This window comes from Telmatocola sphagniphila (genome assembly GCF_018398935.1).
Classification (GTDB): domain Bacteria; phylum Planctomycetota; class Planctomycetia; order Gemmatales; family Gemmataceae; genus Telmatocola; species Telmatocola sphagniphila.
The window spans coordinates 5,365,263-5,381,436 of sequence record NZ_CP074694.1 but is presented as its reverse complement, the minus strand read 5'-3'; the positions used below and the strand labels follow the sequence as shown (position 1 = coordinate 5,381,436).

The following is a 16,174-nucleotide window of genomic DNA, read 5'->3' as shown; positions in this document are numbered from 1 at the left end:
TCGATTTTATCGCCCCGGCCAACCCTCTACTCGCCCGAATTCCAATTGGAGTTCCCAGCCCAAATCAAGTCGGCTATTAATGATGGTCGAATCCACGAGGGTAAGTTATTCCGTGGGGTGGGCATGAGACTCGTCCGGCCATTTCTGTTAGTACTGGTTTTATTACTGGGTGTTCAAGGGCTCGCTGAAGCCCAATTCAGCGGCATTGGTCCCCTGCGACTGCTGCCGCGCAATGAAATCGAAAGACTCAATAGCAAGCTGGCCGGGCAGGTCCTGGACTACACCTACAACCATCGCGTCGACCGGCGGCTGTATTCCTCCGCTTTGTGCGAAAAACGCGACCTTTACGTCTACCTCCCTCCCTGTTACGACAAAACCAAACACTATCCACTGATGATCTGGCTGCACGGCCTCGGTCAAGATGAAAAGAACTTCCTGAGCCTGGTCAAGTCGTTCGACGACAGCATACGTTCCGGCGAACTCCCGCATATGATCATCGCCTCGCCCGATGGCCGGGTGGAAAACCACCCCACCCTGCGCAACAAGGGAAGTTTTTACATCAATAGCAATGCCGGCCGCTTCGACGACTACATCATGATCGATATCTGGGATTTTCTGCACCAGGGCTTCTCCGTGCTGCCCGACCGCAACGCTCATGTTCTCGCGGGAGCTAGCATGGGCGGCTACGGCGCCATCAACCTCGGCATCAAACACCGGGATAAGGTCGGCAACGCCATCGGCATCATGCCGCCGTTGAACATTCGCTACTCCGATTGCCACGGCGACTACTTCGGCAAGTTCGATCCGAACTGCTTTCAGTTCGATGAAGAATTGAAACGGCATGCCCCCATCGCCAAGTTTTACGGTGGCCTGCTGATCGTTCGCAAACGCCAGCTCTCCGATCATCTGTTCGGGAAAGGGCCGGATACCGTCGCCAAGATTGCCGCCGATAACCCGACCGAAATGCTGGAAAGTTATCAGGTCAAGCCGGGTGAGCTGAACATGTTCGTGGCCTACGGCAAAAAGGATGAATTCAACATCGATTCCCAGGTGGAAAGCTTCCTTTACTTCGCTCGTTCCCGAGGAATCGAAGTGACCGCTTATGTGAATCCCACCGGCCGCCACAATACCCAGACGGGGTTGAGCTTCTCGCACGAGATGGCTCAGTGGTTGACCCAGCGCGTTCCACCGGTTAAATAGAAGCAACTCGATTAACTGGTAACAAATCTATGCGTATTGGCAGCGGCCACGACACTCATCGCCTGGAAGCGAACCGCCCGCTCATTCTGGGCGGCGTTCGAATCGAACATAGCCGCGGGTTGATGGGCCATTCCGATGCCGATGTCGTACTGCATTCCCTGACGGACGCTCTGCTCGGTGCGGCTGCGCTCGGCGATATCGGCGACCTCTTTCCCGACACCGATCCCCGCCATTTGAATCGCGACTCTGCCGAGTTCGTGGCAGAAGCTTTACGTCAGGTGGAAGCCGCCGGGTATCGGGTGGGGAATGTGGATATCACCATCTTCGCGCAGGAGCCGAAGCTCGGCCCGGTGAAACAGGCTATCCGCGAGAATGTCGCTCGAATCTTGAAGACCGAGGTTTCACAAATCAGCGTGAAAGCAAAGACCGGGGAAAAGGTCGGCCACATCGGCCGGGGCGAAGCCATCGGCTGTCATGTAGTATTATTGTTGAATTGAAATTTTCATTATTAGAAGACTCACTTCCGTTAAATCACTTAATATTTAATCGCTTTTCTTAAGTATTGATAGTTAAACTACTTACAAAAAAATATTGAATGGATTAGCCAAGAGATTTAGCGTAGATTTCTTTTCAAATACTTCATTGGAAGAATGCCGATAGATCTCCAAGTATCTGTTCGCATCTTTTCTCGCGCCCGAAAGATTAGAACTCAACCCAGGTTGTCTTCGGTCGGGGGATGCTCCAAGCGGTTGCATTCTCGGTGGTAGGTAGAAATGTTCAAGGCCAACAATCGATCCATTTTTTGGGGCGCGGGATTGCTCCTCGCTCTGTTGGCTACCGGTTTCCTTTTCTCTTACGCAAACACCCGACGGCTTCGAGAAAGCGAGATCTGGGTTTCTCACACTCAGGAAGTACTGGATGTCAGCGAAAAGATTCTCCGCCGCCTGGTCGAACTGGAATCGGGAGTGCGCGGCTTTCTGATTACCGACGACGAACAATTCCTCATCGACGCTTTGGAAATCGAACAAAACCTCCAACATCAGGCGGAGGAAATCCGGCTACTCACGGCGGATAATCCTAGCCAGATTCGCCGTATTGAAGAATTAAGGCCGCTCTACATGCAGCTGCGAACCACGTTGAAGGAACTGACGGAACTTCGACGCGAAGACTTCGAGAAAGCCCGAACGCTCTTTGCCAGCAAAAAGCACGAAAGAGAACTTCGCGCGCTGCGCAACCTGCTGGAAGAATTTCAAAAGGAGGAACGGGAGTTGCTTTCCGTTCGCCAGGAGCGCGACAATCGTAGCTATCTAATTGCCATGAGTTTCATTTTCGGAAATAGCATAGCCGGTCTCACTGGTCTGGGTGTTTTCTATACGTATGTCTATCGCAACTTTCAGGAGCGACAGCGTTCGACCCGGGCTTATCAGAAACTCTCGGAAGATCTTTCCAAATCCAATGGCGAGTTGGAACAATTCGCTTACGTGGCTTCGCACGATCTGCAGGAACCGTTGAGGGCGATCTCGGGCTGCGTTCAAATCTTGAAGAAGAGGTATCAGGGAAAGCTGGACGCATCGGCCGACGAGCTGATCCGACATACCGTCGAAGGGGCGGAACGGATGCAGACGCTCATCAACGATCTGCTCGCCTACTCTCGTGTGACAACCCAGGGAAAAGAATTGAGCCTGATCGAAAGTTCGGAGCCGGTTCAGCGAGCTCTCGAGTCCCTGTCGTCGGCCATTGCGGAAACTCAGGCGGAAATTCAAGTCGGCCCCCTGCCAGCCGTTCAAGCGGATACCACGCAGTTGACCCGTCTCTTTTTGAATTTGATTTCCAACGCCATTAAGTTTTGCAAGGAGACGCCGCGCATCGAAGTGGGTGCCCAGAAGCGGGAAAAGGACTGGTGCTTTTTCGTGCGCGACAATGGCATCGGCATCGACCCGACTTATTTCGATAGGATTTTCATCATTTTCCAGCGCCTGCACAATCGCGCGGAGTTTCCGGGAACCGGCATGGGGCTGGCCATCTGTCGGAAGATCGTCGAACGCCACGGGGGCCAGATCTGGGTGGAATCGGCTCCCCAAAAAGGTTCGACGTTCTACTTCACCGTCCCGGACAAAGGAGCGAAAACCTCATGACAACAGGACGACTCAAACCCATTGAAATTCTGCTCGTCGAAGACAGCCCGACCGATGCTCTACTGGCCCGGGAAGCCCTGGGGGAATCCCGTCTGTTCAATCAACTGCACCAGGTGAGCGACGGCGTGGAAGCGATGGCCTTTCTCAACCAGGAAGGAGCCTATGCCACCGCTCCCCGGCCCGATCTGATCCTGCTCGATCTCAATCTGCCCCGCAAAGATGGTCGCGAAGTGCTGGCCGAGCTCAAAACCGACGAACGCTTTAAAAGAATTCCGGTAATCGTTCTGACCACCTCCCATGCCGAACGGGACATCCTGGCCGCATACAACCATCACGCCAACTGCTACATCGTCAAGCCCGTGGATTTTCAGAAATTCACCTCCGTCGTTCAATCGATCGAAGGCTTTTGGTTCGCGGTCGTAACTCTTCCTCCCGAGAACTGAAATCATGAAAAATAAACAGTCGATTTCCGTTTTACTCGTCGAAGATAACCCTACGGATGTCCTTCTGGCCCGGGAGTCTCTGGCCTTTCTGGAACACGTCCAGCTCAAGTCGGTGACGCGGCTGAGCGAAGCTCTCGAGTTCCTCGAAGCCGAACAGGTCGACGTCATTCTGCTCGATCTGGGACTGCCCGATAGCCAGGGCATCGAAACGCTGTCGCGCATGCGCGAGTGCGTCTCCACCTGTCCCATCGTCGTGCTGACCGGCAACGATTCGGACGAACTCGGTCTGCTGGCCTTGCATCACGGTGCGCAGGATTATCTGATCAAGCGCTCCGTCATCGGGATGGATTTGACGAGATCGGTGCTGTTCGCCGTCGAGCGGCAACGCTTCGAATCGACGCTCGCCGAAACCAAAGCCCGTCTCGAAGCCATCTTGAATTCGGCCATGGATGCCATCATCTCCGTCGATGCCTATCAGAAGATTCTGCTCTTCAATCCGGCCGCCGAGAAGATGTTCGGGCACAAAAGCGCGGCCATACTCGGCCAGAAACTCGATATTCTGCTACCGCGGCGTTATCAGTACGTGCACGAAAGCCATATTCAGAAATTTTCGATGACAGGGGTCACCAGCCGTCAGATGGGCGGTGACTCGAGCGTCATCGGACTGCGCGCCAACGGCGAGGAATTTCCCATCGAAGCCTCGATTTCTCAGAGTCAGGTGGGAGGGGAGAAGCATTTCACCGCCATCATCCGGGACATCAGCGAACGCATGCAGTCCGAGGAAAATCGCAATCGTCTGGTGGCGGTGCTCGAGTCCTCGCCCGATTTCGTCGGGATGGCCAATGCGGCGGGCCACTTGATCTTCGTCAATCAGGCCGGGCGTCGCATGGTCGGGCTGGGCTCTTCCGCGGATCTATCCTCGATCAAAATGGATAGCTACTTTCCGCAGCGGGCCGTGAAACAGCTGCATGAAATCGGTATTCCGACTGCCGTGAAACTCGGTTCCTGGGTCGGCGAAACCACCCTGCTGGCTTCGGATGGCGGCGAAATTCCCGTCTCGCAGACCATCATCGCGCACAAAAACGAGGAAAGCGTGCTGCGCTACTTCTCGTTCATGATGCGCGACCTGACCGAGGAGAAGAGACTGCATCGCCAGCTCCATCAATCGCAAAAACTGGAGGCCATCGGCCAGCTGGCAGGTGGTATCGCCCACGATTTCAACAATCTGCTGACCATTATCAACGGCTACAGCGATCTCTTGCTGGAAAAAATCGGCCCGGAAGATGAAACCCGCGATTCCCTGATCGAAATTCAAAAAGCCGGAGAGCGGGCGGGAGCCTTGACTCGTCAACTCCTGGCGTTCAGTCGACAGCAGGTCTTGGAACCTAAAGTGTTGAATCTCAACACGATCATCACGGACACGGAAAAAATGCTGCGCCGCCTGATCGGTGAAGATGTGCTGCTCTCGACGCATCTGGAACCGTCGCTCGGTCCGGTCAAGGCCGACCCGGGGCAACTGGAACAGATTCTCATGAATCTGGCCTTAAATGCCCGCGATGCCATGCCGCAGGGGGGCAAAATCACCATCGAAACCAGCAACATCGAACTGGATGAAACTTATTGCCGGAGGTACACCGATGTACAGCCCGGCTGGTTTTCGATGCTGGCCGTGAGCGACAATGGCAGCGGGATCGATGAAAAAAACCGGGCACATATTTTCGAACCCTTTTTCACGACCAAATCGCAGGGGCAGGGAACCGGATTGGGGCTGGCAACCGTGCACGGCATCGTCAAACAAAGCGGCGGGCACATCGAGCTCTACAGCGAATTGAAAATTGGCACGACCTTCAAAATCTATTTGCCCCAGGTGGGAGTGCTCTCCTCCGGGAATACGTTGCAAACCGAGGTTCGACCAATCCCGCGCGGCCATGAGGTCATTCTTCTGGTCGAGGATGAGGAAGCGGTCCGCTCGCTGGCCCGGCACGTCCTGCAGAGTTGCGGTTACGCGGTGCTCGAAGCCCGCGACGGCCGCGAAGCGATCCAGATTGCGGAAAAGCAGGAGAGCATCGACATCCTGGTTTCGGACGTGGTGATGCCGCATCTGGGGGGAAGGCAACTGGCGGAGAAGATCGCGGCCGTGCGGCCCGATTGCAAAGTGCTGTTCTTATCGGGTTACACCAACGATGCGGTGGTCCGGCACGGGGTATTGGAAGCGGAATTCGCTTTCCTACAAAAGCCGTTTACACCTTCGGCTCTGGCGAGGAAGGTGCGCTCGGTGCTGGATGAGAAGAAGAGCCGGAACAAGCTGGGATAGCCAACTACCCCGACGCATTTATGGGTTGCCACCGTCACAGGGAGGGTTGATGAGTGGTTATTGCCCTGGCACAACAAGTGCTACCCCACAGGCTGGAAGATGATGTCATGTCGGTTTTAACCGCGACGCGAAAGCGGAGGGTTGAACGCATACAACTGGGAATGCCAATAGCTTAACTATTGGCACCTGACGATGTAAGTAAACTAATGCTTTTTAATCTTATCTATTGCCCATTGCCTTTGATTAGATATTAATTCCTGGGGGTCATTGTTTTGCGATAGAAGAGAATCACAGGTTTTGATAAATAATAGGAATTCTGAGTAATCAAGACACTCTTTTTTGAAATTCTCCCAAAGCTCAATCTTTTTCGGTGATTTAACAACAATCTGGCTATGCCAAAAGGCTTTGGAATATTGTGATGCTGAAGTTAAGATATTTTGTAGGATTTTCGGTTCTGAAATAGTGGTTTTTGAAATACGATATTTTTCTGTTCTAAGATCTATTTCAGCATCTTGAAATGGGACGTCAATTTCTTCTTGATTCGATGTTTTATCATTTAATAGAAAAGAAGTATTTGCGATGTTAGAAGCATCCCATATCTTAATAGTTTTATCAGCCGAACAAGTCGCCAAAAATGACCCATTCCTATCAAAACAAGCGTCGATGACCATATCATCATGGCCGGTTAGTCTTAATTGCTCTGATCCATAGAAATAATTCCAAAATATTATGGAACAATCATCCGAAACAGTGACCAAATGTTTATTGTCAGGGCTGAATCGAGCATTTCTAATAACCGCATCGTGACCAGACCAAGTGATCCTTACTTCTTGCTTTATAAGATCCCAAATAGTAATATCATTAAAATCATTCACACTCGCAAAATAATTCCCATCAGGAGAAATAGCTAAACTATTTATTGAAGAAGATGATTGCATGAGTATTAAAGAATGTGCATGCTTATCGTAATTCCAAGTCCGGACTGATCCGTCTGAGCATCCGAAAAGAATAAACATTCCGCAGTGTGTAAATGTTAACGTATTAATTTCAACTTCAGGTATTAACAACTGACATTTTGTAGATTTACTTTGCATATCCCATATTTTTATATATCCATCAAAAGATCCACTGCATAATAATTTGGAATCCGGACTAAATGATAAACTTGTAATCCAAGATGAGTGTGTTTTTATAGAGTAGTTTAACGAAGCGTCATTTAAATCCCAAACTTTAAGAGTATTAAAATCGCGATTAGCATCATAACCGTAATCCAATCCACCTGAAGCAGAAACTAGGTATTGTCCATCCGGACTGAATTGAACTCGCATTATTACATCGTCATGACTTCCCAATTCGCACTCAAATCTGAACGATTCAAGAGACCAAAGTTTAATAGTAGAATCTTTGGATCCGCTTGCTAATAACTTTGATGAATTATTGATATCTATTGATATAATTGAATCCGAATGACCAAAAAATGTTAATATTTCCGCTAAACTGTCCTGAGACCATACTTTTATGGTCTTATCGTCTGAGCAGCTAGCAAAACGATTTCCATCAGGAAATGGAAGTATTTTAAAAACCGTTGCGGTATGTCCTCGATATGCTTTTTCTAATTTGCCTGATGGTACTCCCCATGTATTTATACTAAAATCATCGGAGCACGAAAATAGTAGCCCCCCATCCGGACTGAATTCAATGTGGTTCACAGATGATTTATGTCCATCCAAATTTCGAAGGAAAGTAAATTTTGGAAATGCGTATAGTTTAACACATTTGCCGATAGTAGCAACTGCAATATACTTACTATCTGGGCTAATAGCGATAGAATTCAAAGAAAAATAATCATCTGTGTGTTGGCTCATCATTTTTTCACTAACCAAATCCCAAATTTTTATTTCGTTGTATGATCCAGAGACTAAAAAAATGCCATCTAACGATAAAGCAAGTGCTTGAACCTCATTCTCATGCGCGGTGAGTATGAATTGCACTTTCTTTGACTCTACATCAAATATACCAATTTCACCACCTGAAGTTCCGTAGATTATTTTATTTGCAGTATCACTCATTATGACGGTTGTAATTTTTAAATTAGCATCATTAATCAGATCTTCATAAGACCCGTCATTTAAATGAATCTTACAAAGAGATGATTTACCGTTTGAGAAGAAAAGCAAACTTGCATCAGTACTAAATTTTAACAATCTAGATTTGCTTAATTGTGTCTCCAGGCAATTTATTATAAGACCACGATTTGTATCCCAAATATATATCAACCCGTCATTCGATCTGCTGGCGAGAAAATTTCCACATTTGCTAATTGCTAATGCTTCTGCGCTATAAGAGTGGCCCTTAAGAGTCATGTAGAAGCCGGAAATGCTACTTGATCTATATTTCCAGACAAAATCGCGGAATTCTGGCGGAACTTGCGATAATAGCATTCTAGCTCTATTAACTCTTCCCTCTTTAAAAGCGGCATCGGAAGCAACTCCGACAAATTCCCAAAATAACAATGGATTAGCATCGAAGTGCGTGTCCAACATAGCCAATTATCCAAAAAGAGTTCGAAATATTAGTCGCGTAAAACAATAAATATTGGTAATAATCGCAACAACTCGCAGGGGGCCAATAACTACGCCGTTGGCATATCCCAGATACTCTCAGTTTTCTCTGAATCTCAGGAAAAAGAAACTACTTCGAAGAATAGTTCGATACATTTTGAATGCCACTGGCCTAGCCGTTGGCACCCGATGGCCGCACCAACTCCCTCAGGCGCTTTGATTGCGTTGTAGAATCGCAGAAACCTTCGCCATAATTTCGTTTGATTTGCGTGACAATCTCGGTTCTATCGTGCCGTCTTCAAGGATAGCGACATGGCCGATACTTTGGGTCTTTTTGCCACATTCGTCGGACACCCTGACATAGATGCGGATTGGACCGGAGGAGTCATCGGGCGCAGCCACTCCAACGGAGGCTTTATAACCAGATAAGTTGATGGTCCTTTCGATTAGCGTGGCTAATTCTAGTCGAGTCATGCCATCTCCTCTATCTCAAATGTTCTAGAACTAGACGTATCGGCTTAACAGGGCGCTGTTTCTTCATAGCTGCGAGCCAATGGCCTGTATCAAGATACACTCAGTTCTCTGGGATTCTCAAGTGAAAATGGGACCTTTTTGAAGAAATAACCGATCCATTTGGAGTGCCAAAGGCCTAACCATGGCGCCCGCCGTAGCAATGCTTATTACCTTGGACTGATCGTCACTTTATATACCAATGAGTTAAAATCGGGCGGCGGGGTGGCACTGGCAGCCCCAATCGTTCGCCGTAAGTCATGGTCCAATAACGGTTTGGGTGGCACCGGCTATTGCCAGTGCCGTTCTGAAAACATCGATTTTTCATGCTCGCATAACCTATTTTCAACCCAGTAAGAACTCACGACCTTTGAGCTCGTGTCGATGCCGGGGTACCAATTGGATAACCAAGATACTCCCTGTTTTCTGGAAATCTAAAGAGAAAACTCAATTATTTTGATAGAATCTTTGGATCTTGGAGAAATGTCAATGGCGGATCCGTTTGCACCTGGCTCTTCTATTATTGGATGGATCGAATCAATCATCCAAAGCGATCTGCTTTCTGGCTGTTTTCACAGATCAGGTAAAAGATTGCTTTCAGCACAGCACATAATTCGGTATCGCTAATCGATTTTTTTGAGATTCTAAATTTTGGACATTCTGTCGATAATCAATGGGTAAGCATTCACCTAACTTGGTCCGATATGTCTTGAAATATTCACTGATATTTTCAGGAATAGGCTCTGTTATCGGCGTTTATGTTGGTAGCCAAATTTGGCATAGCCTGTCTGAGGATATGAAAAAACAGCCACTCAGGCTCCCAGAGATATGGATGTATTTTTTTATTCATATAGGCCTTATATTAGGGGCAATATTTGGGTTGGTTTATGGCATGATGAACAAAAAAGAATCGCAAACAAGCACGAATGACTGAAGGTATGGCGATCGTTAAGTGCAAACTACTCATCTTCCAATAATGGTCATTCACCGAAAAGTAGTCGAGGAGAGGTGGCTCTGGTAACCCTTCACAGAAATTTACCATTCAAGAATGGTTGGGTCGTAGTATCCTGGGTGCCAATGGCTCCGCCATTGGCGAGTGGCATGGCCACGAATCACCCTGTATGTCTGAGGGAATCTCCGAATTGGAGATTATTTACACAAATGCCAATGGCCTAGCCATTGGCACCCGGCTCGATTGCCTGGATTGAAAAGTCGCCCGCCATAATTGTTCGCGTTGGGGATCTCGTAAATGGGGCTTCGCCATGCCGCCGACTACTGAAAGGTTGAGAAAGCCTTCAGGGTAACTAACCGATCAAGAAGGGAACTGGCGGAACGGCTAATGCATACGAGTCGATGACACGTTTCCAAAAGCGAATACAAAAGAAAAATCAAAGTAACTTAAATTCGTTTCCGAGCAAAATGGGAAGGCTCATGGAATATGATTACTGATAGCACAAGCGCTGTTCGTAGAATTAAAGGAGTTCTGGCCATTTTTAAAAACATACTAGGTTATTTTGCTGTCTTTAATTTTTTGGTAGTTATAGTTTTACTACTCAATTCAATAAGCTATCTCGAAGCGCTTCACCTGAGTCGTCACACTGAGCTAATCGAGGAACTCACGAAAGAATTTATTGAGGATAGAAACGTCCTCAATGAATCGGTTTACTACCCGACTGGAAGGTTACGTGATTTAGGAATAATTGAAGTAAGAATATATACAGATTCGATTCTTTATATCTACTCCGATTCAACTTTCGGATCATCCAACGGTCTGCTGTATAGGCCAGCAAAGTTGGTTTTAAACAGTAAACGGTTAGGATCGTATTTTGACTATGCAGACGTACACAAAATTAACAAAATATCGAGTTCGTGGTATTATGCTGTTCAGTGATAAGCTTATTTGCTGCGTGGTGGTGCTGTCAGCCCCAATCATTCTCCGTCAGTCATGCTCCAGTAACGGTTTGGGAGGCGCTGGCTACTGCCAGTTCCGTTCTGAAAACATCAAATTTTATCCGGTTCGCCTAACCTATTTTCAACCCAGCAAGAACTCACGACCTTTGAGCTCGTATCCACGCCAGTCTTTCGAAAGGCCATGTATTTTTGGCAAATCTCCATCTAGCCCTTCTAAACTCTGCTGGGAGTAATATTTAGCCGAGGACCACTTCCAGTCTGTAGCTCGCTCGCATAAGCCTTTTCGTAACGGGTTGGCATGAAGATACTCAATCGAGTTGCAAACAGCTTCCATCGTAAAGAGATTTCTGTCGTAGCCTGGCCCCTCTTGCCAAAGGCGAAAGCAATGCTTTCCTGGCCGTTCGCGCACTATCATCTTTTCGAGTAACGGCGAACCAGTTTCGATGAGATTCTCCTTCACAAATCGTGAAAACCGTCTCTTGAAACGTGCCTGGAATCCGACCAAATCGGGTTCTTTTTCCAAGGGAAAGACAAGCAAGTGGATGTGGTCCGGCATGAATACGAATGCCACGAGTTGCAAACGGAGTTCTTCGGTCGCAGCGTCGATGCAGCGTGCGAGCTGCTTTAGGCGATAGTCACCTTCGAGAACTGGAAAGCGTCGATAGATCGAAAACGTCAGTTCATGAAAGTCGCCCGGTTGGTGTCGACGTTCGAAAGTCTTGCGATGAGCGATGCGTTTAGACATCAAATCATCCTAAACATCTTCGGAACATCACTGCAATGAAATTTTTCGAGCGAAGTCGAGCTGAAGGTGATAGTCTGGATCAGCGGGTAGTTCAATTCGATGACTACTGGGAAGGGTATCTTGGCAGTGAGGAAACCTCACCTCAAAGCCTATATCTTCTTTACGAATTTTGCAAGCATGCTAAATCAGGGGTCTGTTTTTTGTATCATCGTACTTCAGGGCACTGGCAAATAGCCAGTGCCACCCAAACTACTACTGGGTAATGACTTACGGTGAATGAATAGGGATTGCCAGTGCCACCCTGCCGCTGTCAGTAATATGCAACCTGGGCAGCGGCTCATTTTCAACAGCTTGCTCTCGAATATATTCAGCGTCTAATAGTGGTTGCAGTGAAAAATCCGCCGGGTTTGCAAGAAGGGCGATACAAGCGCGTCCTAATTTATACCAGTTTATCTCTCCATTATGCGAATTGATCTTTTCTAGAATTATACGTTGAGATTTAGACAGTCGTAAGTTTGTCATTGCCCCATCTCTTGAAAACATAAAGCGGTATTATAATCGTTCAATTTCAAAGGCTTGGTTTCGGGTGCCATTGGCAAATCAAGATGCTTTCAGTTTTCTGCGTATTTCACGAAAAACCGGAACCATTCTGACAGGATCTCTCGATCTTTTTTGAAATGCCAATGGCTTAGTCATTGGCACCCGGCAGGACTCTCCTTCTACCACTGTCCCATGCAGCAGGTGCCGCCGCCGGTCGTCGACAACGGCAACGCCCGGCGAGCGAAAGGCAGTTTCAAATAATCGGCGCGATCCCAAACGACCTTGCCGTCCATCAGGGTATAAACCACATGGGTGGTGTTTTCGAACGGGTCGCCGTCATACAAAACGATGTCGGCTCGCTTACCCACTTCCAGACTGCCGAATTCCTTATCGATTCCCAACAACTTCGCGGCATCAATCGTCACAGCCTTCAACGCCCGATCGGCCCCCAGACCATTGGTCATGGCCAGGGCCATTTCCACTCGCAGAACGCGCGTCTTGGGAACGTAACCTTCAAAAGCCGTGCAAATAGTGATGGGAATGTTCTTATCCGCCAGCACGGCTGCATTGCTGAGATGACTGTTCAGAGTTTCCATGCTTCCGCCGGCGCGCTGCATGGTCGGATGCACAACCACGGGAACCTTGGCACTCGCCAGCCGGTCAGTCATCAAATAGGCCTCGGCCGCCAGATTGATGACCGGTTTCAATTTGAATTCTTCGGCAATTCGCAGTGCGGTGCCAATGTCGTCGGCCCGCTGAGCGCTGAAGTAAACCGGGATCTCCCCTTTGAGGACCGGTTCCAGACCTTCCATCTTCAAATCGCGCGGCGGCCGTTTGTCCTCATCGCCCGCTTTCTTCGCCAGGTAGTTATTCGCTTTGGTGAAATTGGTTCGCAGTAACGCGGCGGTGCCCATACGGGTTTGCGGACCTTTATCCTTGTAAGTACTCTTGGGAACTTCGCCCAGGTTCACCAGGAACGCGGCCGGGAACTTCAACTTGGCTTTCTCGGCGGTCGGGGCATACGTTCGGAAGACGCCCGACTGCCCGGCCAGCACATTGGCCCGACCCGGTAGTGCGTGAATCACCGTTACCCCTTCGCGGCGCAAGAATTCCAGGAGCGGTTCATTCGGATTGAAAGCATCCAGTACACGCAAGTCGGCCCCGTTGGGATCGCTTCCTTCGTCCTGGTCCTGATCCTGCGAAATATTCAAAGCTCCCGATAGACCGCAGGCGGAATGGACATCGATCAAGCCGGGCGTCACTTCCTTGGCAGTGAGGATGCGAACTCCCTCCGGAATCTTGACGTCGGCCGCCGGGCCAACGGCTTTAATCACGCCCTTATCGACCAGAATGACGCCGTTATTGATCACGGCACCGGACGCCGTGTGAATGCGGCCCGCGACAATGGCGACTGTGCCGGTGTTCAATTCCGACTTGGCCGGCGATACGGTAACTGGCTGCGCGGCCTCCGGCGATTTAGCCGGAGCGTAGGTGGGGGGGAGACTCTTGGCATCTGCCAGGGCGAAGCCCCCGGTTTGATAAGCGTGATCCTTGGCGTTGGCCCGGTCGAATACTTTCACACCATCGATATAGGTGGCGAGCACCTGGGTATAAACGCTGAAGGGAGCACCCGAGAGGACCACGAAATCGGCATCGCGGCCAGCAACGAGTGAACCGAGCTTATTGTCGAGGTGCATCATCTTGGCCGGATTGATAGTCAGAGCCTTCAGAGCGGAAGCCTCCGACATGCCGCCGCGCACCGCGATCGACCCTGTCCGCAGCAGGAAGCGCGATTCGGTGACCGAGTCATCGGTATTGATGGCGACCAGCACACCCGCTTTTTCCAGCAAGGCGGCATTCTCTTCGATCAGGTTCATCACTTCCGCTTTGCCGCCCGGGCTGTCGATGAGTGTCAAGGAAGCTGGGATTTTTCGCTTCGCCAGTTCATCGGCGATCAGGTAGCCTTCGGTCACGTGCTGTAACACCAGTTCGAAATTGAATTCTTCGGAAATCCGGATCGCCGTCATGATGTCATCGGAGCGATGGCTGTGGAAGTGGACAGTTCGCTTTCTCTCCAGCACTTCGACGAGCGGTTCCATACTGGCGTCGACTTCCGGGGCCGCGGCTTTCTCCCCTTTGGCCACCTTATCCTTGTAGGCCTGCCATTTCTTCTGATACTCGCGAGCTTTGACGAATTGATCGCGTTGCAGCGAAGCCACTTTCATTCGAGTAAAGGGAGCCTGACCGCGCCGGCCGTAACCTTTGGGATTCTCGCCGTTGGCCATTTTCAAACCGCCCAGCACGGTATCCGAGGCGATCCGCATCGCTTCTACTCCATCGCCGCGCAATTTCACATAAAGAGTCTGGCCGCCGATGACGTTCCCCGATCCGGGCATGATGTTAGCTACCGTCACTCCCCCGGCGGTGGCCATGCGAATCCCCGGATCGTGGGGATCGATGGCATCGAGAGCGCGGATGCCCGGTTGAAACGGCCCGCTCATTTCGTTGCCATCGGAGTTGGCCGGTACACCGGGCCGGGAGTAAATGCCAATGTGGGAATGGGTGTCAACCAGACCAGGGATCAGAGTCGCCTCGCCCAGATCGACTTCTTGCGTACCGGCGGGGAGTTTCACCTCGGCCGCTTTGCCGACAGCCAGAATTTTCCCTTTCTGAACGATGAGCACGCCCTTATCGATGGGATCGCCCGCCGCCGTGAGGATGTGGGCGGCTTTATAAGCGATGGCCTCCTGCGCCGAAGTCGCGGCCGGAAACAGCAAAAGAGAGGCGCATAAATGAATCGGAAACTTCATGAAACTTCTCAATGGTGGGAAGGGGAGCAATCGCAATCAGTTTGCGGGAAGCGAAGTGATGAGTCAAGCCCCGAGTTGGGTCGGGGCCGAGGAATGAGAAAGCGATACGAAGTGCAAAAACCGTTGGGCCAATTCCTGTAACGGAATATTTACTGGGCCGTGTAACCACCCGGACCCGATTGCTGAGCCAGTTGAGAGCGGATCCAGGGATCGTTTATGGCCGGATGCTTGGCGGTGGAGCGCTGCAGGTTTCGGATCACGAAGACAGCTACCACAACGAAAAGCCCGGCCAGGGCGATGATGAATCGCACCCGATAGTAATTTTGCACGGCGGACATGGTCGATTTCGCGACGGGATTCACGGAAATGTTGGGCACGCCCGTGGGCGTCATTGTTTTGATAAATTCCTCATTGGTCTTCTCGCGATTCTTAGCCCAATCGTTGACGCTGGAGGGCATGTTGTTCTGCCAATTGGTCGTGCCGCCAGAAGGTGAGACCGGGGCGCTGCCTATTTGGGCAGAGACCCCACCCGGGAGCGACAACCAAAGCACGGCCGCCCAAAAACCCAGCGCAGAACGAGGATTCGAAGCGTAACTCATTTCAGGACTCGAGTGAAAGCCGCGAAAATAGGAACTACTAAGGCCTAGTGCGCCGCTGGAATTTCGCAAGTTGAATGATTATGCGGATTGGGAGTTTTATTCGAAATTTCACATTGCCAGAGTCGCGCACGGCTTCGAGCTTACTAGGAGTCAAATTGCTCCTTTGCTGTCGATTTGCAGGATAAAACGCCGCGCCCTGATCATTTTTTGCACGGCAATTGCCAGTTTGGATTTTCAAAGAATTTGATGATCAAATTTTGAACATGGAAAAGTGGTCCCCTACATTCGCTGCGACCGACAAAAGTTACCAAGAAAAGGTCATACAACTGGTGCTGATTGATCATTCGGAAATGTCGGGACAACTAAAAACACAAATCAAACTGGAGTAATTCATACGGCACAATTT

At 49.8% G+C, this 16,174-nt stretch carries 11 protein-coding genes; 5 read left to right on the top strand and 6 right to left on the bottom strand.

From position 1 onward, the window contains the following. Positions 1–123: 123 nt before the first annotated feature. The 5 genes from KIH39_RS21560 to KIH39_RS21540 all read left to right on the top strand — a co-directional run bounded on the left by KIH39_RS21560 (position 124) and on the right by KIH39_RS21540 (position 6,092). Entirely contained in the window at positions 124–1,200 is a 1,077-nt protein-coding gene (locus tag KIH39_RS21560; protein WP_213495289.1) for an alpha/beta hydrolase, read from the top strand. Positions 1,201–1,229: 29 nt separating this feature from the next. Beyond that, positions 1,230–1,697, top strand: a complete 468-nt coding sequence (gene ispF, locus KIH39_RS21555) for a 2-C-methyl-D-erythritol 2,4-cyclodiphosphate synthase (protein WP_213495288.1) — start codon at positions 1,230–1,232, stop codon at positions 1,695–1,697. Positions 1,698–1,973: 276 nt separating this feature from the next. Continuing rightward, positions 1,974–3,335: a sensor histidine kinase gene (locus KIH39_RS21550; protein ID WP_213495287.1), complete on the top strand. Its 1,362-nt coding sequence runs from the start codon at positions 1,974–1,976 to the stop codon at positions 3,333–3,335. Next, a complete protein-coding gene (locus tag KIH39_RS21545) occupies positions 3,332–3,778 on the top strand; it encodes a response regulator (RefSeq protein WP_213495286.1) in 447 nt (148 codons plus the stop codon). Before KIH39_RS21550 ends, KIH39_RS21545 begins: the two co-directional genes overlap by 4 nt. Positions 3,779–3,782: 4 nt before the next feature. Then, positions 3,783–6,092 carry a hybrid sensor histidine kinase/response regulator gene (locus tag KIH39_RS21540; protein ID WP_213495285.1) on the top strand — a complete coding sequence of 770 codons (2,310 nt, stop codon included), beginning with the start codon at positions 3,783–3,785 and terminating at the stop codon, positions 6,090–6,092. Positions 6,093–6,295: 203 nt separating this feature from the next. Here the strand turns inward: KIH39_RS21540 and KIH39_RS21535 are convergent, their stop codons facing one another. From KIH39_RS21535 to KIH39_RS21510, 6 genes are all read right to left on the bottom strand, one after another. Then, complete coding sequence (locus KIH39_RS21535; RefSeq protein ID WP_213495284.1) at positions 6,296–8,635, bottom strand: hypothetical protein; 2,340 nt, start codon at positions 8,633–8,635, stop codon at positions 6,296–6,298. A gap of 225 nt (positions 8,636–8,860) precedes the next feature. Then, entirely contained in the window at positions 8,861–9,127 is a 267-nt protein-coding gene (locus KIH39_RS21530; protein ID WP_213495283.1) for a hypothetical protein, read from the bottom strand. A 2,068-nt stretch (positions 9,128–11,195) separates the two neighbouring features. Next, a complete protein-coding gene (locus tag KIH39_RS21525) occupies positions 11,196–11,819 on the bottom strand; it encodes an REP-associated tyrosine transposase (RefSeq protein WP_213495282.1) in 624 nt (207 codons plus the stop codon). A gap of 267 nt (positions 11,820–12,086) precedes the next feature. Next, the gene (locus KIH39_RS21520; RefSeq protein ID WP_213495281.1) at positions 12,087–12,341 is read right to left on the bottom strand and encodes a hypothetical protein; all 255 of its coding nucleotides are present in this window, start codon (positions 12,339–12,341) and stop codon (positions 12,087–12,089) included. Between the two features lie 197 nt (positions 12,342–12,538). Next, a complete protein-coding gene (locus KIH39_RS21515) occupies positions 12,539–15,169 on the bottom strand; it encodes an amidohydrolase family protein (protein ID WP_213495280.1) in 2,631 nt (876 codons plus the stop codon). A gap of 149 nt (positions 15,170–15,318) precedes the next feature. Next, entirely contained in the window at positions 15,319–15,768 is a 450-nt protein-coding gene (locus tag KIH39_RS21510) for a hypothetical protein (protein ID WP_213495279.1), read from the bottom strand. Positions 15,769–16,174: the final 406 nt, after the last annotated feature.